A 25,072-nucleotide genomic window follows, 5' to 3' on the forward strand; every position below is an offset into this window, starting at 1 on the left:
ATTTATCCGGAGCACGATCATGGGAAGCCGTCCCCAATTCATCGATGATCTCTCGCGGGGTCCGGCGGGCGCGACCTTCGCAGCCCCGCTCGGCGACGAAGCCCTGCTGGACACTTACTCCCAGACCGTGATCAGCGCGCTCGAACGCGTGCAGCAAGCGGTCGCTTTTATTTCAGTCGAACGGCGTTTGCCCGGCGACAAAAACGGCCGCGGCGCTCGCGGCGCACAAGGAGGCTCAGGCTCGGGATTCATCTTCACGCCCGACGGTTATCTGCTGACGAATAGCCACGTCGTCCACGGCGCCACGCATATCCGCGTGACGCTCGCCGACGGTGCCACATTCGACGCCGATCTCGTCGGCGACGATCCCGACAGCGACCTCGCGGTGCTGCGCATTGGCTCGGCCGAGGCGTTACCGCACGTCGAGCTGGGCGAGTCCGGCAAGCTGCGAGTCGGGCAGATCGCGATCGCGGTGGGCAACCCGCTTGGGCTCGTGCAGACGGTCACGACCGGCGTGGTCTCGGCGCTCGGACGATCCTTGCGATCGAACTCCGGACGCATGATCTACGACGTGATCCAGACCGACGCCGCGCTCAATCCCGGCAACTCGGGCGGCCCGCTGATCAACTCGGCGGGTCAGGTGATCGGCGTGAACACGGCGATCATTGCCGGCGCTCAATCGATCTCGTTTGCGACCGCTATCGATACCGCCAAGTGGGTCATCATGCAGCTCTTCGCATACGGGCGTGTGCGGCGTGCTTACATTGGCGTGGCCGGCACGACCATGCCCATCTCGCGGCGCGTGCAGCGATACTTCGAGCTGCCGGCGGCGAACGGCGTGCACGTGATGGAAGTTGTTAAAGGAAGTCCGGCCGCGCTCGGCGGATTGCGGACCGACGACCGGATCGTGACTATCGACACATTGCCGGTAGACAGCGTGGATAGCCTGCAGCGCTCGCTGGATGCATCGCGTATCGATCGGGCGGTGAAGGTTACAGTATTGCGCGGCACGCAAAAGCTGGAACTGGACGTGACGCCGGTCGAACAGGCTGGTTGAAACAACTGGCGCCGCATGTCAAGCTGGCCGCTTAATCGCGGCCCTTTGCCATGCTCGAAAATACGCCGTCGCGTCGAATCAGACCGTGGAACATGGCCGCGCCGAGATGCGCGAGGAAAGCCGCGAACAGCAGCAAGGCGAGCTCCGTGTGAGCTGATCGAAGCAACGCATAAAGGCGTACATCCTGCTGGACGATAGGCGGCAGGTTCACCGGTCCGAATAGATGAATCGGAAAACCGCCGGCCGACAACATCGACCAGCCGACCAGCGGCATGGCGAACAACAGCGCATAGAAAACCCAGTGCGACAGATGCGCGATCTGCTGCTGCCATCGCGGCATGTCGTCGGGCAGACGAGGCGTTCGATGTGTCAGCCTCACAATGAAACGGAAGCTCACCAGCACAAGAATGGCTATACCCAACGGCTTGTGAATGGCAAGCAGCGTCTGATGCCATGAAGATAATGTGGCCACCATCCCCACGCCGATGAACAACATAGCGATGACAAGCGGCGCCATGAGCCAGTGCAAAAATCGCGCTGACGGACTGAAGTGCTTTCGATCGACGCTCATTCGTGACTCCGTGCTGGTTGTTGACGGGTGCGTACTGAGTCTCGGGCATCATCGACCAGCGGACGATGTGAGTCTTGCCGTTTGCATCGATAGTCAATCCGGTTTGTCGCCTTTGTCATTAATTCGATATCCTTATGAATACGAATTCTTAACGGGCAAGCACGATTCAGTTCTTTAATTTTGGGGGGTTACAACGGAGTGAACAGCTTTGCGTGGCCGCTTATTCCGAAGCCACGATGTTCTTCAACACCGTGGCTTCGAACAGGCTATTGCGTAGACACGGAAGCACCCGATGGCGCTTTAGCCCCGCCCATTGCGGTCAACTGCGAGTAGACGTCGTGCGACAGGTCAAGCAGCACTTTCCGGTCGATTGCACCGGAGACGGCGTAACCGAAATCCCCGTCGATCCAATAAAACACGTTCACCGATCCATCCTGATACAGCTTGAACGCAGTCGTGTCCGAGCTGATCTTGCGATGCGATATGCACAGCGTAATCCGCTCGCCTTTCGCGTCGTGGTACATGAACTGCGCCACGGGGCCGTCGTCGCCGGGCAACAGGCGGCCGCCCATCAACTCGAATCCCGAGCGGGTCAGGATGGGCGGACGCACGTCCGTACCGAGCCGGTTCGAAATCCAGCTCACCAGTTCCTGCTCGCGATCCGCGCCCACTTCCACGGGCCGCATCACTTCCGGCGCGTACATCACGTGGGCTATGGCCGATTGCCGTGCGAACGACTCGCCGACGGCATAGCTTGCACGTTGCACCGATGCCCCGCCGTTTCCCGCCATGAACGTGTCATGGCCCACGGTCCCTGTCATGCCCGCTACGCCGATGCCGACGCCCAGCACCAGCGCCGCCGCCATGCCCGCGAACTGCGGCCAGTTGGCGGCAACACGCCAGCGCTTGGGTTCCGGCGGTAGCAGACGCTGCGGCACGGGTTCACTTAGCACGCGGTCATAGCGGTCATGGAACATGCTGTTCAGCGAGAAATAGTCGCTGACTTTCGTCGCCAGTGCTTCGTCGCGCTCCAGCAGACGATCGATCTCCTCGCGGCGATGCTCAGCCAGCGATCCGTCGACATACGCGTGAATTTCGTCTTCCGTGATGGGTGTTTGTTGGTCGCTCATCGCACCACCTGTAATTTAGCGCCCGGTTGCGCGCCGGCCATCAGCGCGCGCAGTCTTTCACGTCCGCGCGACAGGCGCGACATGACCGTCCCAATCGGAATTTCCAGCGCCTGCGCCACATCGGCGTAACTCATTTCTTCCAGTCCTACGAGCAGCACGACCTGGCGCTGGTCGAGCGGCAAGCGCTGCAACGCGAAGTCGAGATCGCGCACTTCGAGCGATTGCGTTTGCGTGCCCGCCACGGCAAATTCGCGCTCCGATATGTTTTCGTCATCGACTGAAATATGCACAGCCTTCACACCTGCACGGCGGGCCTGATTCGCGAACACGTTGTGCATGATCGTGAACAGCCACGCGCGCAAGTCGGTGCCGGTCTGAAACTTCTCGGTGTGCCGGAGAGCGCGTTCAAGCGTGTCCTGCACCAGATCGTCGGCGAGATCGCGATTGTTGATCAGCGCTCGCGCGTAGCGGCGCAATCGCGGCACATGTTCCATTAACTCGTCACGGACGCCCATTGGCCTTCCTTCATTTTGTAAGCTTACGCAAACGTTCGATAAACCGTTGCTCTGATGCTGGGCTAACACCGGGTCGTGGCGAATATTCCTGCTGCCGGCGTATTTTTGTCGGCGAGGTGCGTGATTATGCCGTCGACAATTTTTTGATAACGGATTAATCCCTAACTACCCGTCATCAGGTCGGCGGCCAACATCAATCCGCGGGTCTTCGCACGGCCCGCGAGCACGTAACGCTTGTCGCCCGCAGTCCATGCAAGCAAACGGCTGGCACCCACGCGATGGGCTTTCCACTGAGGCTGCGGCTTCGCAAACAGGCCCGGCGCCACAAGCAGCACGGCGGCCTCTTCACCTCGATTGCGATACACATATTCCGTTGCCGAAGCGAATGGCCCCACCGGCATTTTCCGGCGCGCAACGGGATGGAAACCGACGCTGGATAGATCCGGGGCGCCTGCCAAAGCCCCTGCGGAGGTTTCATAACCCACTGCACCCGATGCCATCTCCTGGGCGGCCACCGCCTGTTCCAGCGCCATCATCGAGGCATTGTCGAGCGCTGAATCGGAAATGTCGAACGCGAGGATTGCCGTGGCAGCGACTGCCAGCGTCACGACCGCCGCGATAAGCAGCGCCCGAAGGCTCCGTCTCGACAGGCGCCGACGAGGCGCAGGTGCTTGGGGCGCCGTTTCGTCGTCGGGTTCGTGAAAGGTGTTTTGCATCTGCCAGTTCAGGCGCCCGTAAAACGCTACTCGCTTGGCCTCGTCGGGGCGGCTTTTCAAATACGTTTCTACACTCGCCGCGCGTTGGGGATCCAGCATGCCGTCGGCGAATGCCTGCACGTCCGACTCCGAGAGCCGGGGTTCCGTTGGGGGTGTTGTTATGGGCATGATCTGGCTATGTTTGGCGGTTCGTTGGCTGCATGTTGGCTGCACGTACTAGGGCGAACACAAAGCACCGGGATTTATTCCACACCGGGCGCAAGATTCCCCTATGTAATCCCCCGCGCGCGTAAACACCGTCTTTAGCGGGTTATTCCGTCCGATCCGAAATAAATTCTGATTCACTCGTGATTCATCCGAACATAAAAATAATCAAATCTATCGGGAATATCCCGCACCCATTACGGGTTCTCTCCATTGCAAGCTGCACACATTCAAGTACAGATTAAACCTCGCAGGAGCGAACCATGAAAACCTTAAGCGTCGCAGTATTGTTTCTCGCCACGATCGCCTCAGCACACGCCTTTGCTCAAACCAAGACCCGCGCCGAGGTCTACCAGGAACTGATCGCGGCGCAGCAGGACGGCCGCGATTTCGTCACCGATACGTCCTACCCCGACGTCAACCCGATCTTCGCGCATCAACTCGAACAACAAGAAGCACGCCTGGCTCAGAACCAGACGACCAACGCCAATACAGTAGCCAGCTCATCGGCTAGCAACTCGTCCAGCGCAACGAACTGAACCATCGCGCCAAATCAATCTTCGCCAGCCAGTTAAATAAATCGTCATCCTAACAATTTTCACTTTACCCCTGAGGTCATCATGAACAAATTCCTTATCTCCGCTCTCGTTCTCTCGTCGGCACTGGCCGCCCCTGCCTTCGCGTTCGCACAAAGCAACGGCCCTGTCACCCGCGCCCAAGTCAGAGCCGAACTCGTTCAACTGGAAAAAGCCGGCTACAGCCCGGGCGGTGAAGACGTCAATTATCCGCAGGACATCCAGGCCGCCGAGCAACGCGTAGCCGAACAACAAGGCGTTGCGTCTTCGTCGTACGGAGCGGCGGTTAGCGGCACGTCTGCATCGGGTATGTCAGCACATACCGCGCCGGATAACGGCCCTCAATCGGTCTTCTTCGGTCATTGAGCCGCATGCACGGCAAGGCGCCAGCGCGCGATGACCAAAGCCTGCTCTACGCTCATCCGGTCCGCGCGCTTGCCGATTGTTCAAAAACCCGCTCCCCGCTCCAGCCGATAAACTTCACAGGCACGCGCGACCGCTTCCCGTCGCGCTTACCCTTCCGGAGACATCGACATGAAGCAGGCGCTTCAACATCTAACCGTGCCCACACGCACGCGCGGACTGCACGAAATCACTCGCGACATTGAACGCTGGATTACTCTGCAGGACATCCAGACCGGGCTGTTGACCGTCTTCCTGCGGCACACCTCCGCTTCCTTACTGATCCAGGAAAATGCCGACCCTGACGTGCGCACCGACCTTGAACAGTTCTTCGAGACCATCGCGCCGGAAGCACCCGGGCGCTATGTCCACGACGCGGAAGGCCCCGACGACATGCCCGCGCATCTGCGAACCGCGTTGACGCAAGTTCAGTTATCCATTCCCGTCGATGCCGGCCGGATGGTCCTCGGCACGTGGCAAGGCATTTATGTCTTTGAGCACCGGCGCGGCCCGAGTCGACGTGAAGTTGTATTGCACCTTTTCGGCGAGTGATTTAATATACGCATCGCGTACATAACCACCGACGGAGCGTCCACCGTGCAAGCTCAACAGCAAACTATCCTGCGCGATGCCATGCGCCGCCTGAACATGACCCGCGACGCGTTCGCGAACCGGATTGGCGTATCGCGCCGAGCGCTGGATACATGGCTGCTCCCGGATGAATCGGCGGAATCGCGCGCCATGCCCGAGATCGCGAGCCGCTACGTCATGGAGCTGGTGGAAAGAATCCCGTCCGGCGACGACTATACACAACGCGTATATTCACCATCTATTCTTCACGAAGGCCGGCCACATCTGTTGTCCGTCGATCAATTCTCGCGTGACTCCGTCGAGGCGCTGTTCCAGGTCGCCGACACCATGCAACCCATCGCGCGCCGCCAGAAGATCACGCGCGTGCTTGAGGGCGCGGTCCTTGCCAACCTGTTCTTCGAAGCCAGCACGCGCACGCGTGTGAGCTTTGGTGCTGCATTTTGCCGGCTGGGCGGCTCGGTCTGCGACACGACCGGCTTCACGTTTTCATCGATGGCCAAAGGCGAGTCAATCTACGACACCAGCCGCGTGATCAGCGGTTACGCCGACGCACTTGTCGTGCGCCATCCGGAGAAGGGATCAGTAGCCGAATTTGTGCGTGCGACCAACGTGCCGGTCATCAATGCCGGCGACGGCCCCGGCGAACATCCCAGTCAGGCGTTGCTCGACCTCTACACCATCCAGCGCGAATTCTCGCGCGTGGGGAAGATTGTCGACGGGTCGCATATAGCAATGGTTGGTGACCTTAAATACGGTCGCACGGTCCATTCGCTCGTCAAGCTGCTGGCGCTGTATCGGGGACTGAAGTTCACGCTGATTTCGCCTGCTTCGCTCGAAATGCCCGCTGCTATTCTCGATCAGATCAATCGCAACGATCATGTGGTCGAGCAGACCAACGACTTGCAGACGGGGTTGAAAGGCGCGGACGTGGTGTATGCAACGCGGATTCAGAAAGAGCGCTTTGCCGACGAATCCATTGAAGGTTACACGCCGGATTTCCAGATCAATCAAGCGTTGGTCGATAGCGTGTGCGGGCCTGATACGCTGATCATGCATCCGCTGCCGCGCGATGGACGCCCCGGGGCCAATGACCTCAGCACCGACCTCAACCACGATCCAAGACTTGCTATCTTTCGGCAAACGGACAATGGCATTCCGGTTCGCATGGCAATCTTTGCAGTGCTGTTAGGAGTAGAACGCCAGGTCCAGCATTCCATGCGCGACGCGGCTTGGAAGTCACCGGCTTACATTGGTCCTGACGATGCGGTATTCCACGGCATCGATTAAGCGATCTATACAGCGCCGCCATTAATATTAACGCGGCGTTTACACACAAAAAGTTACGCTGGAAGTGATCCCGAATACAGGAGCTTGCAGCGTAATGAACCTTGTCCTTGAAAGACTTGCCGGCTCGGCTACATCGAAAAAAACGGACACGCAGGAAGCGATTTCAGCGTCCTGCGTGTCCCGTGTGCATCTCTCCGCCGTCCTGCACAGCAGGCAGGATGAAGCCGCCCGCGAGCGCATCAGGCGGCTGTTCCACTCGCCGCTAGGCGTGTATGTCAGCCAGGCATCGCGCGATCATGACGACCTCCGGCTGGTCTTCGATGTGGCAATGGAAGACCTGGAGTTCACCGTGCGCACGCTGCATCAGGTGCTGCCCGAAGCGGTTATCGAAGCCGTGCGTCCGCGTGTGTTCACGCATCGTCGCGAGCATTGAAGCGCAGCTTTCATGGCTTTCATGGCCGATGACTCAAATCTGCGCCAACGAGAAATCGACGGCGGCGCGGGCGTGGAGCGCGGTGGTATCGAGTAACGGGACGGGGCTGTCGGCTTCGTTCACCAGCAGCATGATCTCGGTGCAACCCAGCACGATCGCTTCCGCACCACGCGCGGCGAGTCCGTGCATCACATCGCGATACAGCTTGCGCGAATCGTCGTTGACAATCCCCAGACACAGCTCGCGATAGATGATGTCGTGAATCACCGCTTGTTCGGCAGGCTCGGGCAAGAGCGTGGAAATGCCATGCCGCTCTTGCAGGCGGTCGCGGAAAAAACTTTCGCGCATCGAAAACGCCGTGCCGATAAAACCGACCTTGCGTATGCCCCGCTTTTTCGCTTCGATCCCGGTCGGATCAACAATATGCAGGAACGGAATGGACACGGCCGCCGCAATTTGCGGCGCGACGAGATGCATGGTGTTCGTGCAGAGCACGATGCAATGCGCGCCACCGGCTTCGAGATGACGCGCTGCGTCGGCCAGCCGAATGCCGGCGATGTTCCATTGTCCGTCGCGTTGGAGTTGTTCTATCGGTGCGAAATTCACGCTGTGCAACAGGACTTGCGCGGAGTTCAAGCCGCCGAGCCGCGTGCGTACGTCCCGGTTGATCAGCCGATAATATTCCGTAGTCGATTCCCAACTCATCCCGCCGATCATGCCAATGGTTCTCATGCTGTTCATGATGCCCGTCCTGCAAATCAGATTGATTGAAGCAACATAGTGCAGCGAAGCGGGAGGAGTGGCTAGTGCGGAATTTCAAGATGTCGGCCGATCGCCCAACCTACTTCGCACGCGCGACTGCGCAACTATGATCCTGCAACTCCTCCGATGACGCGAAGTCACCTTTATCGCGTTGCACGTGATCATTGAGAAGAAAGAATGCCGGCTTGCCGTCGGGCGCCGTGGTTCCCGCTAGCAGCAAGGTTTGATCAGCCATGATCTGACCTTCGCGCGCCACGTCGGGGGCAAGCAGCTTGAAGGGATCGATGGAAGCCAGATCCGCGTCATCAATACGCCGAATGCGGTATGCATGTCCGCGCAACAACTTGGGGAATGGGGTCCACTCCGTGCCGATCTTCGGACCTTGCTCACGCAATGCGCGAACGACATCCGGTGCAAGGCAATCGATATGAATGTGCAACTGGTTTTGCGTGCGGCCACTGGTCGAGTTGATGGCGAGCGAGAGTTCATCGCGGGGAAGATCCCGCCCTAACTTCGCTTCAACAAAACGCCGTGCTTCCCAGGCAGCGCGCCAGTAATTCGGCGAGCCCAGCATCATCAAATCCGGACTTTCGATGCCGCCAATGCGAGCGGTCGGAATCAACAAATACTGGGCAACGCCGTTGAGATCCTTGAGGACCGCGAAGCCGCCCGACGGATCGACATCGACACATTTCTGCGGGACGTTCGCGCCACGTGCCGCAGGCTCGCACCAGTTGTGGACGATCTGCCATAACGCGTCGGGGTTGCCCGCGTGAGCAATGGAGACGAACAGCGCGGCGATAGTGAACGAGGCGAAGCGAACAAGGAGCCGGACATTGCGCATGGAGTGAGCGGTCGACACGAAAGCCTGCATCGTAACAAGACTTCATGACGGCCGCGCGCAACTCAAGCGCTCACATCACCGGCAAATGGAGATGATGCGGATGTTCGACGGTGTCCGCAATCAGCCTGAGCGCGTCTTCACATTCATCGAGACTCTTGGGACCGCCAAGGCAGATGCGAATGGCTTCGGGCGGATTGCCATCGGTCGCGAAAGCCGCCGCCGATACCGCCCCAATCCCTTGCGATCGCAGTTGCAATGCAAGCTCGGAGGCGTTCCATCCGCACTCTGCCGGAATAGGCATCCAGAGATGAAACCCGGCCGGATCGGCATCGAACTTCCAGCCGGACAACACCCGCGCAGCAAGTTCCTGACGTGCTGCGGACTCCGTACGAATTGCATCGAGCATGAGGTCTGCTGTACCGTCATTCACCCACTGCGTCGCCAGCAGCACGGTGAAGGGGCTGGCCATGACCGTGGTTGCGCGCAACGCCCCGGCAAGATGCTGAGAGCGCCGGGCGGACGGCGCACGAATGTAAGCCACGCGCAGGCCGGCGCCAAAACTCTTTGAGAACCCGGTGACGTAGTAAGTAAGATCCGGAGCCAGCGTAGCCAGCGCATCGGGTGCCTGGACCGGCAACATGCCATACGCATCGTCTTCGATAATCGGCACGCTGTACCTTAGCGCCACATCGGCAAGCGCCTCGCGCCGCTTCGACGATAACGTCACCGTGCTCGGATTCTGGATGGTCGGATTGCAATAGAACGCGCTGGGTTTATCGCTCTTGCACAGCGCTTCGAATGCATGGGCAAGCGGTCCGTCGTCATCGCGTGCCAGCGCCTGCAAACGCACGCCTAGTTGAGCGGCAATCGCCTTGATGCCCGGGTAAGCCAGCGTATCGAGGCAGATGGTTCCCCCGGGTCGCGCAAGCTGCGACACCAGCGCCACCAGCGCGCTATGAATGCCGGGGCAAACCAGCACCTTGTCTTCATCGCAATCATCGAAACGGCGCTTCAGCCACGTCGTGCCGGCGGCCCGATCGTCAGCAGTGCCACCGAAATCCTGATACCGCAGCAGCCGATACGGGTCCGTAGCGGAAAATAGCCGCGCCGCGGAATCGCGCAAACGTGCGGCGAGTTCTGCGGGCTCAGGCGGCATGTTCATGGTCATCTCGACACTGCTGCCACCGGACAACGGCAGCGTCGCTGTCCGGCCGCGCACAAATGTGCCGCTGCCGGCACGCGAGTCAAGCAGCCCTCTTTTGCGCGCCTCGGCGTAGGCCCGCGCCACGGTCGTGTAATTGAGCTGCAGTTCCTCAGCCAGGTCGCGCAAACCGGGCAGCCGATCGCGCGGGCGCAGGCGTCCGCTCGCCAGATCTTCTTCGATTAATTCCGGAATCAGTAAATAAGCCGGCTTACGGCTTTCTGTCAGTTTCCTGATCCAGTGATGAGTAAGACTGGCCATGAGGCGCTCTCGGATTAATACGGTTAAAAAAACAATAACACGCCGGCGGCTGGAAAAATAAAGTGATCGCATTGAGTGATCGTGTGGAGAAACCAATCAATCAAGGGTCAATGCACGTATCCGGTGTTTATTGCACCATGCGGGCGCGGCAGCACCATTGTGATCACGCCAGACTGGTGCAGACTCACTGCCTTATCAGGCCGGAAGCCAAGCCGTACAGGGCACCTCGGGATCGTCACTAAAATTTTTCATTGCTCTAAGCGCACTGATCGTTTGAATGATCGGGTATTGATCGTATTAACGCGCTCATTGAATGGCACGCCCGTTGCATTAACAGCTTCGTATTCTGCAATTTGCTCCGGGTTAAAAAATCCGGTGCCTTTGGTTCAAACGTCTATTTACTGGAGATTAGAATGCCTGCCGTCAATATCCCGATGCACAAGAAAGGCGATTACCTTGTCGATTATGAAGAGAAGGTATTTGAAGACGTCAAGGCCGCGCCGGGTGAAAAGGCGCTGGTGACATTCCACACGGTCGCGTTCGAGGGTTCCATCGGCTTCGTCAACCTGCTGCAGGCCACCCGGCTGCTGCGCAAGGGCTTCGAGACCTCGGTGCTGCTCTATGGCCCAGGTGTGACGCTTGGGCTTCAACGCGGCTTTCCGACCCTCGGCGACGAAGCGTTTCCTGGCCATCTGAACTTCAACAAGCAGATCCAGAAGTTCATGGAGGAAGGCGGCAAGGTCTATGCATGCCGCTTTGCGCTGCAAGCGCTGTATGGGCAGGGCGAAGCGTCGTTGATCGAAGGCATCAAGCCGATCAGTCCGCTCGACGTGCTCGACATCCAGCTGCTGCATCGCAAGGACGGCGCGCTGATTATCAACACCTGGACCGTCTGACGCCGCGCCTCAAGCCTCTTATCAACACGGAACGACCATGCCCGACAAGAGAATCGTCCGCGCCGCCGCGGTCCAGATCGCACCGGACCTCGAACGGCCCGGTGGCACGCTGGAGAAGGTCCTTGCGACGATCGACGACGCTGCGCGCGAAGGCGTGCAGATCATCGTCTTCCCCGAGACCTTCCTGCCCTACTACCCGTACTTTTCGTTCGTGCGGGCGCCGGTGGCATCGGGTGTCGAACACATGCGTCTCTATGACGAAGCGGTGGTCGTGCCCGGTCCGGTGACGCAGGCGGTCGCGGAGCGCGCACGTCGGCATGGCATGGTCGTCGTGCTGGGGGTGAACGAGCGCGATCACGGCAGCTTATACAACGCACAACTAATCTTTGATACCGACGGCGAGCTGCTGCTCAAGCGCCGCAAGATCACTCCGACGTTCCACGAACGGATGATCTGGGGCATGGGCGATGCAGCCGGACTGAAGGTAGCGGGAACCAGCATCGGTCGAGTGGGTGCGCTCGCGTGTTGGGAACACTACAACCCGCTTGCGCGTTATGCGTTGATGACGCAGCACGAAGAGATTCATTGCAGCCAGTTTCCGGGCTCGCTGGTCGGCCCTATTTTTGGTGAGCAGATTGAAGTGACCATCCGCCATCACGCACTGGAATCCGGCTGCTTCGTGATCAATTCAACGGGCTGGCTGACCGAGCCGCAGATTGAATCAATCACGAAGGATCCGGGCTTGCAGAAGGCGCTTCGCGGCGGCTGCAACACGGCCATCATCTCACCCGAGGGCCAGCATCTCGCCCCGCCTTTGCGCGAGGGCGAAGGACTGGTGATCGCTGACCTGGACATGTCGCTGATCACCAAACGCAAACGCATGATGGATTCGGTCGGTCACTACGCGCGGCCCGAACTACTGAGCCTCGCGATCAACGACCGGCCCGCGGTTACGTCGGCACCCATGAACAGCTTCTCACCTTCCACCGGGGGATTGCACCTTGAACGCGAACGAGACCTTGTCGACCACGAGCCGGCAACTGATGACTGAACTGCAATCGACAGGTTTGCGTCTCGCCAATCCGGGTGCGGGGCAAGCGCTTGGCGTGGCCAGCCGACGCGGCGGCGCGGGGCCGTCCGATCACAAGGCGGTCACCATCGACGGCGTGACCATCATGGTGCCGGTGCATACGAATACCGCGTGGCACTCGCCGTTCGTGGCGTCCGCACCTGACGCCCACGGTAGCAGCGCGTTGCTGCGAGGATCGATACCGATTGCGAGCATCAGCTTTCCGAAGTCGCCGCGTTTCTACGCGATGCAGACCTTCGACGGCGTGCCCTATTCGCACATCGCAACGCTGCATGGATCGGACGTGCTTGCGACGACGGTTCTGCAAACCTGCATCCGTTATGAAAGCCGCAAGAAGACCTGCAAGTTTTGCGCGATCGGGCAATCGCTTGCTGCGGGCAGGACGATCGCGCGCAAGACGCCGGAGCAATTGGCGGAAGTCGCACGCGCGGCCGTGTTGCTCGATCGCGTGAAGCATATGGTGCTGACCACCGGCACGCCGCCGACCAAGGACCGCGGCGCGCAGATCCTGTGCGAAAGTGCATTCGCGATCAAGGCCGCGGTCGACCTGCTGATCCAGGCGCAATGCGAACCACCGGATGACGATAAATGGTTCGAGCGCATGCGCGCAAGCGGTATCGATACGCTCGGCATGCATCTCGAAGTGGTCACGCCTGCGCTACGCGAACAGATCATGCCGGGCAAGGCGAGCGTGCCCATCGCGCGCTACATGGAAGCGTTCAAGGCGGCGGTGGCGGTGTTCGGCCGGGGTCAGGTGAGCACCTACATACTCGCGGGTCTCGGTGACACGGCAGACGCCATCCTGTCGATCTCGCGCGAGCTGGTCGATCTCGGCGTGTACCCGTTCGTGGTCCCGTTCGTGCCGATCAGCGGCACGCCACTCGAGGATCATCCCGCGCCCTCGCCCGAATTCATGAAGTCGGTCTTGCAGCCGCTTGGCGCGATGGTGTCGGCGGGCGGCATGCGCTCCGCCGATATCAAGGCAGGCTGCGGCAAATGCGGCGCGTGTTCGTCGTTGTCATCCTACGAGGTCTGATCATGCTCGCCGATACCGAAGATCTTGCAGCGCTTTATACGCCCGCCAGCTACGCGATCAAGTGGATCACGCTGCCGTGGGAAGCGAACGAAGCGTATAAGCTGCGGCGCGCGGTGTTCTGCATCGAGCAAGGGATTTTTATCGGGGATGACCGCGATGAAATCGATGAGCGCGCGCAGTTGATCGTCGCGGTAAGTTGTATCGGCGGGATGCCTGAGCAGGTCGTTGGTACGGTACGCATTCATGAAGACGCGCCGGGCGTCTGGACCGGCTCGCGCCTCGCGGTGCATGCCGCGTTTCGGCGCCACGGCAAGATTGGCGCAACCCTGATCAAGCTGGCGGTCAGCAGCGCGCATGCGCTTGGCTGTACGACCTTCCTCGCGCATGTCCAGAGCCAGAACGCCGCGCTGTTTCATGCGTTGCACTGGACCACGCTCTCCGAAGAACTCATGCATGGCCGGCCGCATCATCTGATGCAGGCAGACCTTGCGTTCTACCCGCCTTGCGTGACACCGCAAAGCGGTTTCATGACGCAATATTCGTCCGCGCGGAAGGCATCATGACGTTGACGGACCTTGTCGCCGCACTCAGGGAAACGCGCGGCTTTCGCCACAAGACGGATATTGCAGGCGTGATGTCGTCCCTCGCCCGGTTCGTCCCGAGTAACGCCTCAAGCGACTCGGTCGCCATCGGCGACGACTGCGCGGCCATTGTCGACAAAGACGGCTACTTACTCTTCGCCATCGAAGGCCTGGTCAGCGACTTCGTGCGCGACATGCCCTGGTTCGCGGGCTATAGCAGCGTAATGGTCAACGTCAGCGATATCTACGCGATGGGCGGACGCCCGATCGCTGTAGTCGACGCCCTATGGAGCAACGGCTTGGGCGCAGCCGAAGACGTGCTTGCGGGCATGGCGGCGGCATCGTCCGTATACGGCGTGCCGATCGTCGGCGGTCATAGCAATACGCGCAGCGATCAGGCCCAACTGGCAGTATCAATTCTTGGGCGCGCGAACAGATTGCTGTCGAGTTTCAATGCGCGTCCTGGCGACCTCCTGATGATGGCAGTCGATCTGCGCGGCGCGTTCGAAGATCCGTATCCGTTCTGGAATGCATCGGTTGGCGCGCCGGCCGCACGTCTGCGAGCCGACCTCGAATTACTGCCCATGCTCGCCGAGAGCGGTCTCTGCGATGCCGCCAAGGACATCAGCATGGCCGGCTCACTGGGCACCACACTGATGCTGCTCGAATGCTCTGGCGCAGGTGCAAGCATCGATCTTTCGCGCCTGCCCTCGCCGCCCGGACACGACCGGCTGCGCTGGTTAAGCGCGTTCCCCAGTTTTGGATTCGTGATGTCCGTGCGCGAGGAACACGCGGCTCGGGTAGAGCAGTTGTTTGTTGAACGTGAGCTCGCGTGTGCGGTGATCGGCACGGTCGATGCGTCGCGCAAAGTGGTGCTGCATGAAGGAGATGAATCGGCTGAGCTTTGGAACTTCAACGATGATGCGTTCATCGTTGGAAGATAAGGGAGCCGGTCATGACACCCACGGCGATGCGAATTGCCCTCACCACGCATTCGGTCAATCCGCGCGGCGGTGTGGTGCATGCGCTCGAACTCGCCAGCGCGCTGGTTGACGAAGGCCATGAGGTGACTCTTTTCGCGCCGGCTGCTGCCGGAGAAACGCTCTTCCGGGAGCCGCCATGCCGGGTGATTCTTGCGGCCATCGAAGGGTTACAACACAACACCGTTGCCATGGTCGACGCGCGCATTCGCGCGCTGAAGGCCAGCGTCAAAGCCTGCGATCCACGCAGCTTCGACGTGCTGCACGCGCAGGACAGCATCAGTGGAAACGCGCTTGCCGAGCTAACGGCGGAAGGTGGAATAGCAGGCTTTGTGCGGACAGTGCATCACCTGGATCACTTCGACAACCCGCGCCTCGCCGCGTGGCAAACGCGAGCGTGGCGCGACGCGGACCACGTGCTGTGCGTGAGTGAAATGTGGACGCGTGAGATGCGCGATACCTATGACATAGAAGCGGCGACAGTGCCGAACGGCGTCGACCTGACACGCTATTCGACGCAGCGCACGCCTCACGATGAACGATTGCGGCAGCGTCTTGGTATCGATGATGGCAACGGACCGATTGTGCTCGCAGTCGGTGGCGTTGAAGCGCGCAAGAACACGCTTGGCCTGCTTGATGCATTCGCGGCGCTGACCAAACGTCATCCCCATGCGCGTTTGATTATCGCGGGTGGTGCAAGCCTGCTCGATCATGACGCTTACGCGCGTGCCCTCATGGAACGCGTGAGCGAGTATGGCCTCCTGGAAAAAGTAGTCATCACCGGCCCGCTCGATGACGCCGACATGCCCGCACTTTTTCGTTGCGCCGATGTCCTCGCCATGGTCTCTCTGCGAGAAGGTTTCGGTCTGGTCGTACTGGAAGCGCTTGCATGCGGCACGCCGGTCGTGGCGTCGAACATCGCCCCGTTCACTGAATATCTCGATGACTCGCTGTGCTGCTGGGCCGCGCCCACCGATCCCGCCTCGGTAGCTTCCGCGCTCGAACGTGTGATCGACGGCCGTCATCGAACCGATTTCAATCACGCTGTACCCGCGCTGCTCGATCGCATGAGCTGGCAGGCATCGGCACGAAAACATCTCGACATTTATGGCGCCTTGCTTGCAAGCCGCCCTCTTCCAACACTTTAGGAACCCGTCATGCCGGTCATGCATTTTCGAATCAAGTGGCCCGATAACCGCGAAGAAAATTGTTATTCGCCCTCGCAAGTGGTCAGCGATTTCTTTACGCCTGGAGAAGATTATCCTGTCGATGACTTCGTCTCGCGCGCCCGTGAAGCGCTCAACATCGCCTCTGAACGCGTACGCGAAAAGTACGGTTTTGCATGCTCGGCGGCAATGGATCAGCTAGCGAAGATTGAAGGGCAAGCCGAACGATTTACAGGTGAGCCGGACGCGAAGGTCAAGGTCATCGCGCTCGTCTGAGCGCACTCTTTCCGAAAGGACGAATCATGTCGACAACATCGGGCAACACAACGCACACCAGCGTTATCGTAGTAGGCGGCGGTCAGGCAGGATTGTCGGTCAGCTACTACCTGAAGCAAGCAGGGATCGATCATCTCGTGCTGGAGAAAAACACCGTCACGCATACATGGCGCACGCAACGCTGGGATGCATTCTGCCTCGTCACACCGAACTGGCAATGCGCGCTGCCCGGCTACCCTTATACGGGCGACGATCCGCACGGTTTCATGAAGAAGGACGAGATCATCGCGTATCTCGATGGCTTCATCAGGACTGTCGATGCCCCCGTGATCGAGCACGCGGAAGTGCAGCGGGTCGCGCGAAACAGCGAAGGCGGTTTCAGTGTTTCCACGAGCCAGGGGCAGTTCACGGCGGACCAGGTCGTGGTTGCATCGGGCGGGTATCACACGCCTGTCGTGCCGCGCATGGCTGAGCGCTTGCCGCGTTCAATCAAACAAATTCAATCGTCGGAATATCGCAACCCGCAGGCTTTGCCTGAGGGCGCGGTGCTGGTCGTAGGGTCGGGACAATCGGGCGCGCAGATCGCGGAAGACCTGCATCTGGCCGGCCGCAAGGTTGTCCTCGCGGTGGGCGAAGCGCCACGCTGTGCTCGCTTTTACCGGGGTCGCGATGTGGTCGACTGGCTCGCCGACATGAAGTACTACGACATGCCCGTCGACCAGCATCCGCTGCGTGAAGGCGTCCGCGACAACACCAATCATTATGTGACCGGCCGTGATGGTGGCCGCGATATTGATCTGCGCAAGTTCGCGGCTGAAGGCATGGAACTGTACGGCCGGCTTCAGGACCTGCAAGACGGCGTGCTGCATTTCGCGCCCAACCTGATTGAGAATCTCGATAGCGCCGACAAGACTTTCAACGGCATCAACGCGGGCATCGATGCGTACATCGAAAGGCATGGCATCGAGGCTCCGCCCGGATCGCGCTATGAACCCGTGTGGTCACCCGCGGAGGAACGCACGACGCTCCATCTGGAAGCGAGCGGAATAGGGTCGATTGTGTGGTGCATTGGCTTCACGCCGGACTTCAGTTGGCTCGACGCGCCCATTTTCAACGGCCGCGGTTATCCCTCACACACGCGTGGCCTGACCCCGCAGGACGGGCTCTACTTCGTCGGGTTGCCGTGGCTGCACACATGGGGATCGGGCCGCTTCTCAGGCGTCGCACGGGACGCTGCGCATGTTGTGGAGAAGATCGGAGCTTGCCGGGAAGCGAAGGTCATTACACGCGACGAAGCGACGGTCTAAAAAAACCGGCGCCTCAAGCGCCGGTTCGTTGCAACACTACCTACTATCTCAAGCCGCCTTCACGACCTTGTCACCCGCACGATGGATCGGATGCGGCTCCTTCAACTCGTTCGCGATCCGGGTCGCATCGAAGTAAGCGCCGTTCGGCGGGCGCTTCAAATATTGCCCCGCGCCTCGCACCGCGCGCAGGTCGCCGTCTGCCCATGCATGTGCGCCACGCGTGAGCGTGTGCGTCGCCACGCCCTGCACGGTCATACCTTCGAACACGTTGAAATCCACCTTCTGGTGATGGGTCTTGACCGAGATCGTCCGCGTCGCCGCCGGGTCCCACACAACGAGGTCGGCATCCGCTCTCACCTGGACCGCACCCTTGCGCGGGAACAGGTTAAAAATCTGCGCAGCATTGGTGGAGGTCACGCGCACGAACTCATTCGGCGTCAAGCGCCCCTTGTTCACGCCATGGTGCCAGAGGATCGACATGCGATCTTCCACCCCGCCGCAACCGTTGGGAATGCGCGTGAAGTCCTCGCGGCCCATGGCTTTCTGCGACGCACAAAATACGCAGTGGTCAGTTGCCGTGGTGTGCAGCTGCCCCGATTGCAGACCACGCCACAACGCCTCCCGATGCTCCGCGGTACGGAACGGCGGGCTCATCACGTGCGCGGCGGCCCTCGTCCAGTCAGGATCGCTATAGACCGATTCATCGATCACCAGATGCCCCGGCAGCACTTCAGCAAACACGCGTTGACCTTCGCTGCGCGCGCGAGTGATGACATCGACGGCATCTTTGGAAGACACATGCACGATGTAGATAGGCACGCCCAGCACCTGCGCAATCCTGATCGCGCGATTCGCCGCTTCGCCTTCCACTTCGGGCGGCCGCGACAACGGATGCGCTTCCGGTCCAGTGAAGCCCTTCGCGAGCAATTGCTTTTGAAGCTGGAACACAAGCTCGCCATTCTCGGCATGCACAGTAGGCAATGCGCCCAGTTCCAATGATCGCGCAAAGCTGTTCACGAGGACTTCATCGTCGGCCATGATGGCGTTTTTATACGCCATGAAGTGCTTGAAACTGGACACGCCATGATCATGCACAAGCGTGCCCATGTCGCGGTACACCGACTCGTCCCACCACGTCACCGCCACATGAAAACCGTAGTCGGAGGACGCCTTCTCCGCCCAGCCGCGCCACTCGTTGAACGCCGCCATCAACGGTTGCTTAGGGCGGGGAATCACGAAATCGATAATGCTCGTCGTGCCGCCCGACAACCCTGCCGCCGTGCCTGTATAGAAGTCATCGCTTGCCGTGGTGCCCATGAACGGCAGCTCCATGTGCGTATGCGGATCAATACCGCCGGGCATCACATACTGGCCCGATGCATCGATTGTTTCAGTCCCCGCCGGAGCCTCGAGATCGAGGCCGATTTGCAGGATCGTGCCGCCGTCCCCCGGATCTGCGCACAACACATCCGCTCGATAAGTACGGTCCGCGTCAATCACCGTGCCGCCGCGAATCAGGATCGTCATCTTGTGTCTCCAAAGAGAAAATCAGGCGCTGGCAATGCGCGCCGTCGGGCGCTTGCCCATCTTCATCCATGCGCCATAAACAATCGATGCGAGCGCAAGGCCCACGAACCATGCATAGGTGTAAAGCGTGTTGAAGAACGCGGGTACATTCGGAAACGCAGCCGGAAATGCCGTATGCAGGAAACCGGGCAAGTTGGGCAAAACACCCACGAGCAACGCGACCACGGCAGCCATGTTCCATCCACCCGTGTAGCTGTATTCGCCATTCTCGTTAAAGAGTTCGCGCGTATTCAGGCGGGTGCCGCGGATAAGAAAGTAGTCGACCATGAGGATGCCCGCTACAGGTCCGAGCAGCGCCGAGTACCCCACGAGCCACGTAAAAATGTAGCCTTGCGTGGTCGCCAGGATCTTCCACGGCATCATCACAATAGCGATGAACGCCGTGATCATCCCGCCCACGCGATACGAAATGCCCTTCGGCCAAAGGCTCGAAAAGTCATACGCCGGACCCACGAGGTTAGCGGCAAGATTGCAACTCATGGTGTCGAGCGTCAGGATTACCAGCGCCACACCTACGCCGATGCCCGTCATGCGGCTGGTCAGATCGATAGGATCCCATATCGCTTTTCCATAGATCACCACCGTCGCCGACGTCACCACCACCGAGATCACGGACAGCAGCGCCATGGGCGCCGGCAGACCAATCGATTGCCCGATGATCTGGTCTTTCTGCGAGCGCGCAAAACGCGTGAAGTCAGGAATGTTCAACGCGAGCGTGGCCCAGAAACCGACCATGGCCGTGAGACCCGGCCAGAACGTCGCCCAGAACAAACCTTCCTTCTTCCCGCCGGCCACGAACTGCGATGGCTGCGCGAGCATTGCACCCACACCGCCCGCCTTCGAGGTCGCCCACCACACGAGCGCGAGGCACATGATGATCTTGATCGGCGCGGACCAGCTTTCAAGGAAGCGAATGGAGTCGGTGCCACGCAGGATGAAATAGACCTGGATCAGCCAGAAAAACAGGAAACACGCGAGCTGACCGAGCGAGATATCGAGGAAGGGCAACGGTGCGCCGTGCGTCGTATTGCCGACGAGAATATTGATCAACGTATAGATCGCACTGCCGCCGAGCCAGGTCTGGATGCCATACCATCCGCACGCCACGATCGCGCGCAACAACGCGGGCAGTCTCGCGCCTTTCGTACCGAACGAGGAGCGCACGAGCACCGCGTAGGGAATGCCATGCTTCGCACCAGCATGCCCGACCAGCAGCATGGGCACGAGCACGATCATGTTGCCAAGCAGCACCGTGAGCACCGCCTGCCACGGCGACATGCCCTCTTCCGTGAGCCCGGCCGCGAGCATGTACGACGCAATATTCATCACCATGCCGACCCAGAGCGCCGCAAAGTGATACCACTTCCATGTCCGTTGCGCGGCCGTGGTTGGCGCCAGATCGTCGTTATATAGACTGCTGCTGGCGCCGGCCGCGAACTGCGGGTCGACAGAATGCGCTGGCTGCTTCATCAGGTTGATCTCCTCAGATCATTACGGTCCGCGCCCACGGATCAGGCTTGTAAATCAGGCTGTGATTCCAGGTCGGGCGTCGGACGCCCGGGGGACTTTTATCGTTAGTTTGCTACGGGTTCTCAACTCTAGGCGGCCTTCACGCTTTCTTCAACGTCGGCGTTCACGCGTGCGGGATTGTTCGGATGCGTCGTCCAGTTCGCATATTCGCCGGCATCCACGCGTTCCATCGTGATGCATTGCTCGACGGGACATACATGCATGCATAAATTGCACCCGACGCATTCGGAGTCGATGACTTCAAAATGCCGCTTGCCGTCCTTCTCGCGCATGATCGCCTGATGCGCCGTATCTTCGCAAGCGATATGGCACAGCCCGCACTCAATGCATTTGTCCTGGTCGATGCGCGCCTTGATGTCGTATTTCAGATTCAAGTACTTCCAGTCAGTCACATTCTGCACGGCCCGTCCGCGGATATCGTTGAGCGTGGCATAGCCTTTTTCATCCATCCAGTTCGAGAGGCCATCCGCGAGATCGGACACAATCCGAAAGCCATAGTGCATAGCCGCTGTGCAAACCTGCACGTTGCCTGCGCCCAGCACCATGAACTCGGCCGCATCGCGCCATGACGAAATGCCGCCGATTCCGGAGATCGGCAAGTCAGGCGTTTCCACGTCGCGGGCAATCTCCGCGACCATGTTCAGCGCGATCGGTTTGACTGCCGGGCCGCAGTATCCCCCATGCGTACCCTTGCCGTCGACTGTCGGCATGGGCGCCATGAGATCCAGGTCGACCGCGACAATCGAATTGATGGTGTTGATCAGCGACACCGCGTCCGCGCCGCCCTTGTAAGCCGCGCGAGAACTGGTGCGGATGTCGCTAATGTTCGGCGTCAGCTTGACGATGCACGGCAGCTTCGTGCCTTCCTTGACCCAGCGCGTGACCATCTCCACATATTCAGGCACCTGGCCGACCGCCGCGCCCATGCCGCGCTCGCTCATGCCGTGCGGGCAGCCGAAATTCAGTTCGACGCCATCGCAGCCGGTGTCTTCCACCAGCGGCAAGATCCACTTCCAGTCGCGTTCGTTGCACGGCACCATTAGCGAGACGATCAGCGCGCGATCCGGCCAGTCGCGCTTGACCTCGGTGATTTCCTTCAGGTTGATATCGAGGGGACGATCGGTGATCAGTTCAATATTGTTCAGTCCTGCGATGCGCTGGCCATTCCATTGCACCGCGCCATAACGTGAACTCACGTTCACCACATGCGGATCGAGGCCCAGCGTTTTCCATACGACGCCGCCCCAACCCGCTTCGAAGGCACGATTGACGTTGTAGGCTTTATCGGTGGGCGGTGCTGATGCGAGCCAAAAAGGATTCGGCGATTTAATACCGGCAAACGTATTGCGAAGATCGGCCATGAGCTGGCTCCCTTATCGTGGGTTTTTATGCGGCCTTGATGGCCGTTGCCGCGAAGAACGCATGGATGGATTCGGCCGCAACCTTGCCGTCCTGCACCGCCTGCACCGTCAGGTCGAGGCCGCTGGTCGCCGCACAATCGCCGCCAGCCCAGACGTTGTCGAGCGTCGTACGGCCGCTCGAATCCACCGCGATACGGCTTGCGTCGAGCGTCAGCATGTCGTTCGCAAGACCATCGGGCGCGAGCGTTTGCCCAATCGCCTTCAGCACCATGTCGGCTTCAATCACGTAGCGCTCGCCCTCTGGCGTTTCGAACTCAACACCCGTCACCTGGCCGCCCGCATCGGTTAAACGCACCGGCTTCGCGTGCGTGATGATCGTCACGCCGTTGGTCTGCGCGAACTCTTGTTCGGCCCAGGTGGCGCCCATGTTCTCCACGCCGCGTCGATACACCATCGTCACCGTTTCAGCGCCCAGCTTACGGCTTTGCACTGCCGCATCAATGGCTGTGTTGCCGCCGCCGATCACCACCACACGTCGTCCTACTGGAATGTTTGCAAGCGCATCCGCCTGACGCACCTGTTCGATGAAATCGACCGCGTTGACCACGCCTTGAAACGTCTCGCCTTCGAGTTCCAGCACACGCACACCGCCCAGCCCGATGGCAAGGAACACGGCGTCATGCTGCTTGCGCAAGTCGCTCAGCGTTACGTCGCGGCCGAGCATCACGTCGTTCTTCACCTCGATCCCACCCACCGAATACAGCCACTCCACTTCACGCTGCGCGAAATCCTCGACCACCTTGTACGCCGCAATACCATATTCATTCAGGCCGCCGGGCTTCGGCCGGGCGTCGAAGAGCGTAACCCGGTGGCCGTCGAGCGCCAGGCGATGCGCACACGCCAATCCCGCCGGCCCCGCGCCGACCACCGCCACATGACGTCCGGTATCCGCCGCGCGTTTGAAGAGCGGCTCGCCGCGTGCCATCGCCCAGTCGGTGGCGTGACGTTGCAACGCACCGATCTGAACTGGTTTGTCATCCTGATGATTTCTGACGCAAGCTCCTTCGCAGAGAATTTCAGTTGGACACACGCGTGCGCATGTGCCGCCCAAGGGATTGGCCGACAGGATGTCGACGGCCGCGCCTTTCATGTTGCCGTTACTAATCTTGCGAATGAAGCTGGGAATATCTATTTTTGTGGGGCATGCATTGATGCAAGGCGCGTCGTAGCAATAGTGGCAACGGCTCGACGCTGCGGCCGCCGCCGTGGCATTGAGCAGGGGCGCCACATCCGAAAACTGACACGACAATTGTTCTTGCGACAGCCTGTTCGATGCAATGTCGCCAATGGGCTTCATGGTCATACACGTTCCTTCGTCAAGGTAAGGCCAAGCGAATGATCTTCGACTACGCCCGTTCAGGCTTAGCGCCCCGCGCGTTCGAGCATGGCGTGGAGCAGCACGTTTGCGCCCGCCTCGATCCATTCCTCCGATGCATCCTCGATCTCGTTATGACTAATGCCATCGACGCAAGGCACGAAGACCATCGACGTGGGCGCGACCCTCGAGAGGTAACACGCGTCGTGTCCCGCGCCCGAGACGATGTCCCGATGCGCATAACCAAAGCGTCCGGCGGCTGCGCGAACGGACTTCACGCACGCGGCGTCGAAGGCGATAGGCGCGTAATAGAAGATCTGTTCAAGCTGCGTTTCGAGCCCAGACGCGCTTGCGATTTTCTCCACGCCAGCACGCAATGCGGCGTCCATTTTCGCGAGCACCGCGTCGTCGGGATGACGGAAATCGACAGTGAAAAATACGCGGCCAGGAATCACGTTGCGCGAGTTCGGATGCACTTGCATCATGCCGACCGTTGCACACGCCAGCGGCGCGTGATCGAGCCCGATGCGGTTCACGAGCTCAACGACACGCGACGCGCCGAGCAACGCATCGCGTCGACGCGGCATGGGCGTAGGACCCGCATGCGCTTCCTGCCCGGTCAGCGTGATCTCGTACCAGCGCTGCCCTTGCGCGTCGGTGACCACGCCGATCGTCATGTTTTCCGCTTCAAGGATCGGCCCTTGTTCGATGTGCAGTTCGAACGCCGCGTGCAGCTTGCGGCCGCCGCATGGCTCATCGCCGGCATAGCCAATCCGCTTGAGTTCCTCGCCAATCGTCTTGCCGTCCACGTCCTTGCGCGACAACCCGTAGTCGAGCGTGAACTCGCCGGCGAACACCCCCGAGGCGACCATCGCAGGCGCAAAACGCGAGCCTTCCTCGTTGGTCCAGATCACGACTTCCACCGGATGTTCTGTCTCGATGCCACGATCATTGAGCGAGCGAATCACTTCGATGCCGCCCAGGATGCCGTAGATGCCGTCGAAGCGGCCCCCTGTCGGCTGCGAGTCCGCGTGCGAACCCGTCATGACCGGCGCGGCATCTGCGTTGCGCCCGGCGCGACGCATGAACACGTTGCCCATCTGGTCCACCTTGACCGTGCAACCCGCTTCCTTCGCCCAACTGACGATCAGGTCACGGCCCTCGCGATCGAGGTCGGTGAGCGCCAGCCGGCACACGCCGCCCTTCGGGGTCGCGCCAATTTTTGCCATCGTCATGAGGCTGTCCCAGAGACGCTTGCCATTGACTCTGATCGACGTATCCAGCGCTGAATCAGTTACCGCATCCATTCGCGTTCTCCTTGCATGTGTCGACTTGACT

Annotated in this window: 26 protein-coding genes; 14 read left to right on the plus strand and 12 right to left on the minus strand. The window is 60.1% G+C overall.

Translation table 11 applies throughout. The features are described from left to right. The first annotated feature begins 19 nt into the window (after positions 1–19). Positions 20–1,057, plus strand: a complete 1,038-nt coding sequence (locus ACSQ83_RS20380; RefSeq protein WP_436229391.1) for a S1C family serine protease — start codon at positions 20–22, stop codon at positions 1,055–1,057. Positions 1,058–1,088: 31 nt separating this feature from the next. On the opposite strand, the gene ACSQ83_RS20385 is transcribed toward ACSQ83_RS20380, so the two are convergent. From ACSQ83_RS20385 to ACSQ83_RS20400, 4 genes are all read right to left on the minus strand, one after another. Next, entirely contained in the window at positions 1,089–1,628 is a 540-nt protein-coding gene (locus ACSQ83_RS20385) for a cytochrome b (RefSeq protein WP_436229392.1), read from the minus strand. A 266-nt stretch (positions 1,629–1,894) separates the two neighbouring features. Continuing rightward, positions 1,895–2,758 carry an anti-sigma factor family protein gene (locus ACSQ83_RS20390; RefSeq protein WP_414953487.1) on the minus strand — a complete coding sequence of 288 codons (864 nt, stop codon included), beginning with the start codon at positions 2,756–2,758 and terminating at the stop codon, positions 1,895–1,897. Next, entirely contained in the window at positions 2,755–3,273 is a 519-nt protein-coding gene (locus ACSQ83_RS20395; protein ID WP_414953488.1) for an RNA polymerase sigma factor, read from the minus strand. Before ACSQ83_RS20395 ends, ACSQ83_RS20390 begins: the two co-directional genes overlap by 4 nt. A 161-nt stretch (positions 3,274–3,434) precedes the next feature. Continuing rightward, positions 3,435–4,109 (minus strand): anti-sigma factor family protein, encoded by a 675-nt coding sequence (locus ACSQ83_RS20400; RefSeq protein ID WP_436229393.1) that lies wholly within the window; start codon positions 4,107–4,109, stop codon positions 3,435–3,437. A gap of 347 nt (positions 4,110–4,456) precedes the next feature. On the opposite strand from ACSQ83_RS20400, the gene ACSQ83_RS20405 reads away from it, so the two are divergent. The 5 genes from ACSQ83_RS20405 (at position 4,457) to ACSQ83_RS20425 (ending at position 7,481) form a co-directional block, all read left to right on the plus strand. Continuing rightward, entirely contained in the window at positions 4,457–4,732 is a 276-nt protein-coding gene (locus ACSQ83_RS20405) for a DUF4148 domain-containing protein (RefSeq protein WP_436229394.1), read from the plus strand. Between the two features lie 81 nt (positions 4,733–4,813). Continuing rightward, entirely contained in the window at positions 4,814–5,134 is a 321-nt protein-coding gene (locus ACSQ83_RS20410; protein WP_436229395.1) for a DUF4148 domain-containing protein, read from the plus strand. A 168-nt stretch (positions 5,135–5,302) separates the two neighbouring features. Next, on the plus strand, positions 5,303–5,722 hold the full coding sequence (locus tag ACSQ83_RS20415; RefSeq protein ID WP_414953492.1) for a secondary thiamine-phosphate synthase enzyme YjbQ: 420 nt from the start codon (positions 5,303–5,305) through the stop codon (positions 5,720–5,722). Between the two features lie 81 nt (positions 5,723–5,803). Then, a complete protein-coding gene (locus ACSQ83_RS20420) occupies positions 5,804–7,048 on the plus strand; it encodes an aspartate carbamoyltransferase (RefSeq protein WP_414953524.1) in 1,245 nt (414 codons plus the stop codon). A gap of 94 nt (positions 7,049–7,142) precedes the next feature. Further along, positions 7,143–7,481 (plus strand): hypothetical protein, encoded by a 339-nt coding sequence (locus ACSQ83_RS20425; RefSeq protein WP_436229396.1) that lies wholly within the window; start codon positions 7,143–7,145, stop codon positions 7,479–7,481. A gap of 33 nt (positions 7,482–7,514) precedes the next feature. Here the strand turns inward: ACSQ83_RS20425 and ACSQ83_RS20430 are convergent, their stop codons facing one another. From ACSQ83_RS20430 to ACSQ83_RS20440, 3 genes are all read right to left on the minus strand, one after another. Beyond that, positions 7,515–8,222 carry an aspartate/glutamate racemase family protein gene (locus tag ACSQ83_RS20430; protein ID WP_414953494.1) on the minus strand — a complete coding sequence of 236 codons (708 nt, stop codon included), beginning with the start codon at positions 8,220–8,222 and terminating at the stop codon, positions 7,515–7,517. Between the two features lie 100 nt (positions 8,223–8,322). Next, a complete protein-coding gene (locus tag ACSQ83_RS20435; RefSeq protein ID WP_436229397.1) occupies positions 8,323–9,105 on the minus strand; it encodes a CDP-diacylglycerol diphosphatase in 783 nt (260 codons plus the stop codon). A 52-nt stretch (positions 9,106–9,157) separates the two neighbouring features. Beyond that, entirely contained in the window at positions 9,158–10,549 is a 1,392-nt protein-coding gene (locus tag ACSQ83_RS20440) for a PLP-dependent aminotransferase family protein (RefSeq protein WP_414953496.1), read from the minus strand. Between the two features lie 413 nt (positions 10,550–10,962). On the opposite strand from ACSQ83_RS20440, the gene ACSQ83_RS20445 reads away from it, so the two are divergent. The 8 genes from ACSQ83_RS20445 to ACSQ83_RS20480 are packed head-to-tail and all read left to right on the plus strand — an operon-like array spanning position 10,963 to position 17,881. Beyond that, positions 10,963–11,445 (plus strand): MSMEG_0572/Sll0783 family nitrogen starvation response protein, encoded by a 483-nt coding sequence (locus tag ACSQ83_RS20445; RefSeq protein ID WP_056365868.1) that lies wholly within the window; start codon positions 10,963–10,965, stop codon positions 11,443–11,445. A 37-nt stretch (positions 11,446–11,482) separates the two neighbouring features. Further along, positions 11,483–12,496, plus strand: coding sequence for a Nit6803 family nitrilase (locus ACSQ83_RS20450; protein ID WP_436229398.1), 1,014 nt, complete (start codon positions 11,483–11,485; stop codon positions 12,494–12,496). Beyond that, the gene (locus tag ACSQ83_RS20455; RefSeq protein ID WP_436229399.1) at positions 12,489–13,571 is read left to right on the plus strand and encodes an MSMEG_0568 family radical SAM protein; all 1,083 of its coding nucleotides are present in this window, start codon (positions 12,489–12,491) and stop codon (positions 13,569–13,571) included. Before ACSQ83_RS20450 ends, ACSQ83_RS20455 begins: the two co-directional genes overlap by 8 nt. Before the next feature lie 2 nt (positions 13,572–13,573). Next, entirely contained in the window at positions 13,574–14,134 is a 561-nt protein-coding gene (locus ACSQ83_RS20460) for an MSMEG_0567/Sll0786 family nitrogen starvation N-acetyltransferase (protein ID WP_414953499.1), read from the plus strand. Beyond that, positions 14,131–15,096 carry a sll0787 family AIR synthase-like protein gene (locus tag ACSQ83_RS20465; protein WP_436229400.1) on the plus strand — a complete coding sequence of 322 codons (966 nt, stop codon included), beginning with the start codon at positions 14,131–14,133 and terminating at the stop codon, positions 15,094–15,096. The genes ACSQ83_RS20460 and ACSQ83_RS20465 overlap by 4 nt, the downstream gene beginning before the upstream one ends. Before the next feature lie 11 nt (positions 15,097–15,107). After that, a complete protein-coding gene (locus tag ACSQ83_RS20470; protein WP_436229401.1) occupies positions 15,108–16,280 on the plus strand; it encodes an MSMEG_0565 family glycosyltransferase in 1,173 nt (390 codons plus the stop codon). Between the two features lie 9 nt (positions 16,281–16,289). Beyond that, positions 16,290–16,574 carry an MSMEG_0570 family nitrogen starvation response protein gene (locus tag ACSQ83_RS20475; protein ID WP_436229402.1) on the plus strand — a complete coding sequence of 95 codons (285 nt, stop codon included), beginning with the start codon at positions 16,290–16,292 and terminating at the stop codon, positions 16,572–16,574. 26 nt (positions 16,575–16,600) lie between these two features. After that, positions 16,601–17,881, plus strand: a complete 1,281-nt coding sequence (locus tag ACSQ83_RS20480) for an MSMEG_0569 family flavin-dependent oxidoreductase (RefSeq protein WP_436229403.1) — start codon at positions 16,601–16,603, stop codon at positions 17,879–17,881. Positions 17,882–17,929: 48 nt separating this feature from the next. Here the strand turns inward: ACSQ83_RS20480 and hydA are convergent, their stop codons facing one another. The 5 genes from hydA to ACSQ83_RS20505 all read right to left on the minus strand — a co-directional run bounded on the left by hydA (position 17,930) and on the right by ACSQ83_RS20505 (position 25,041). Beyond that, a complete protein-coding gene (hydA, locus tag ACSQ83_RS20485) occupies positions 17,930–19,408 on the minus strand; it encodes a dihydropyrimidinase (RefSeq protein WP_436229404.1) in 1,479 nt (492 codons plus the stop codon). 21 nt (positions 19,409–19,429) lie between these two features. Continuing rightward, complete coding sequence (locus ACSQ83_RS20490) at positions 19,430–20,938, minus strand: NCS1 family nucleobase:cation symporter-1 (RefSeq protein WP_436229405.1); 1,509 nt, start codon at positions 20,936–20,938, stop codon at positions 19,430–19,432. A gap of 128 nt (positions 20,939–21,066) precedes the next feature. After that, the gene (gene preA, locus ACSQ83_RS20495) at positions 21,067–22,359 is read right to left on the minus strand and encodes an NAD-dependent dihydropyrimidine dehydrogenase subunit PreA (protein ID WP_436229406.1); all 1,293 of its coding nucleotides are present in this window, start codon (positions 22,357–22,359) and stop codon (positions 21,067–21,069) included. A gap of 25 nt (positions 22,360–22,384) precedes the next feature. Continuing rightward, positions 22,385–23,722, minus strand: a complete 1,338-nt coding sequence (locus tag ACSQ83_RS20500) for an NAD(P)-dependent oxidoreductase (protein ID WP_436229407.1) — start codon at positions 23,720–23,722, stop codon at positions 22,385–22,387. Between the two features lie 59 nt (positions 23,723–23,781). Then, complete coding sequence (locus tag ACSQ83_RS20505) at positions 23,782–25,041, minus strand: Zn-dependent hydrolase (RefSeq protein WP_414953508.1); 1,260 nt, start codon at positions 25,039–25,041, stop codon at positions 23,782–23,784. Positions 25,042–25,072 lie beyond the last annotated feature (31 nt).

Origin of the sequence: Caballeronia sp. LjRoot29, from assembly GCF_964252755.1 — a bacterium.
GTDB lineage: Bacteria > Pseudomonadota > Gammaproteobacteria > Burkholderiales > Burkholderiaceae > Caballeronia.

What these genes read in the sequence shown, in the direction of transcription:
- ACSQ83_RS20460 (WP_414953499.1), top strand. Translation starts at nt 13,574, where the DNA reads ATGCTCGCCGATACCGAAGATCTTGCAGCGCTTTATACGCCCGCCAGC.
- ACSQ83_RS20490 (WP_436229405.1), bottom strand. Translation starts at nt 20,938, where the DNA reads ATGAAGCAGCCAGCGCATTCTGTCGACCCGCAGTTCGCGGCCGGCGCC.
- ACSQ83_RS20390 (WP_414953487.1), bottom strand. Translation starts at nt 2,758, where the DNA reads ATGAGCGACCAACAAACACCCATCACGGAAGACGAAATTCACGCGTAT.
- ACSQ83_RS20385 (WP_436229392.1), bottom strand. Translation starts at nt 1,628, where the DNA reads ATGAGCGTCGATCGAAAGCACTTCAGTCCGTCAGCGCGATTTTTGCAC.
- ACSQ83_RS20480 (WP_436229403.1), top strand. Translation starts at nt 16,601, where the DNA reads ATGTCGACAACATCGGGCAACACAACGCACACCAGCGTTATCGTAGTA.
- ACSQ83_RS20455 (WP_436229399.1), top strand. Translation starts at nt 12,489, where the DNA reads ATGACTGAACTGCAATCGACAGGTTTGCGTCTCGCCAATCCGGGTGCG.
- ACSQ83_RS20470 (WP_436229401.1), top strand. Translation starts at nt 15,108, where the DNA reads ATGACACCCACGGCGATGCGAATTGCCCTCACCACGCATTCGGTCAAT.
- ACSQ83_RS20475 (WP_436229402.1), top strand. Translation starts at nt 16,290, where the DNA reads ATGCCGGTCATGCATTTTCGAATCAAGTGGCCCGATAACCGCGAAGAA.
- ACSQ83_RS20420 (WP_414953524.1), top strand. Translation starts at nt 5,804, where the DNA reads ATGCGCCGCCTGAACATGACCCGCGACGCGTTCGCGAACCGGATTGGC.
- ACSQ83_RS20445 (WP_056365868.1), top strand. Translation starts at nt 10,963, where the DNA reads ATGCCTGCCGTCAATATCCCGATGCACAAGAAAGGCGATTACCTTGTC.
- ACSQ83_RS20505 (WP_414953508.1), bottom strand. Translation starts at nt 25,041, where the DNA reads ATGGATGCGGTAACTGATTCAGCGCTGGATACGTCGATCAGAGTCAAT.
- ACSQ83_RS20440 (WP_414953496.1), bottom strand. Translation starts at nt 10,549, where the DNA reads ATGGCCAGTCTTACTCATCACTGGATCAGGAAACTGACAGAAAGCCGT.
- ACSQ83_RS20410 (WP_436229395.1), top strand. Translation starts at nt 4,814, where the DNA reads ATGAACAAATTCCTTATCTCCGCTCTCGTTCTCTCGTCGGCACTGGCC.
- ACSQ83_RS20425 (WP_436229396.1), top strand. Translation starts at nt 7,143, where the DNA reads ATGAACCTTGTCCTTGAAAGACTTGCCGGCTCGGCTACATCGAAAAAA.
- ACSQ83_RS20395 (WP_414953488.1), bottom strand. Translation starts at nt 3,273, where the DNA reads ATGGGCGTCCGTGACGAGTTAATGGAACATGTGCCGCGATTGCGCCGC.
- ACSQ83_RS20465 (WP_436229400.1), top strand. Translation starts at nt 14,131, where the DNA reads ATGACGTTGACGGACCTTGTCGCCGCACTCAGGGAAACGCGCGGCTTT.
- ACSQ83_RS20380 (WP_436229391.1), top strand. Translation starts at nt 20, where the DNA reads ATGGGAAGCCGTCCCCAATTCATCGATGATCTCTCGCGGGGTCCGGCG.
- hydA (WP_436229404.1), bottom strand. Translation starts at nt 19,408, where the DNA reads ATGACGATCCTGATTCGCGGCGGCACGGTGATTGACGCGGACCGTACT.
- ACSQ83_RS20405 (WP_436229394.1), top strand. Translation starts at nt 4,457, where the DNA reads ATGAAAACCTTAAGCGTCGCAGTATTGTTTCTCGCCACGATCGCCTCA.
- ACSQ83_RS20415 (WP_414953492.1), top strand. Translation starts at nt 5,303, where the DNA reads ATGAAGCAGGCGCTTCAACATCTAACCGTGCCCACACGCACGCGCGGA.
- ACSQ83_RS20500 (WP_436229407.1), bottom strand. Translation starts at nt 23,722, where the DNA reads ATGACCATGAAGCCCATTGGCGACATTGCATCGAACAGGCTGTCGCAA.
- preA (WP_436229406.1), bottom strand. Translation starts at nt 22,359, where the DNA reads ATGGCCGATCTTCGCAATACGTTTGCCGGTATTAAATCGCCGAATCCT.
- ACSQ83_RS20430 (WP_414953494.1), bottom strand. Translation starts at nt 8,222, where the DNA reads ATGAACAGCATGAGAACCATTGGCATGATCGGCGGGATGAGTTGGGAA.
- ACSQ83_RS20450 (WP_436229398.1), top strand. Translation starts at nt 11,483, where the DNA reads ATGCCCGACAAGAGAATCGTCCGCGCCGCCGCGGTCCAGATCGCACCG.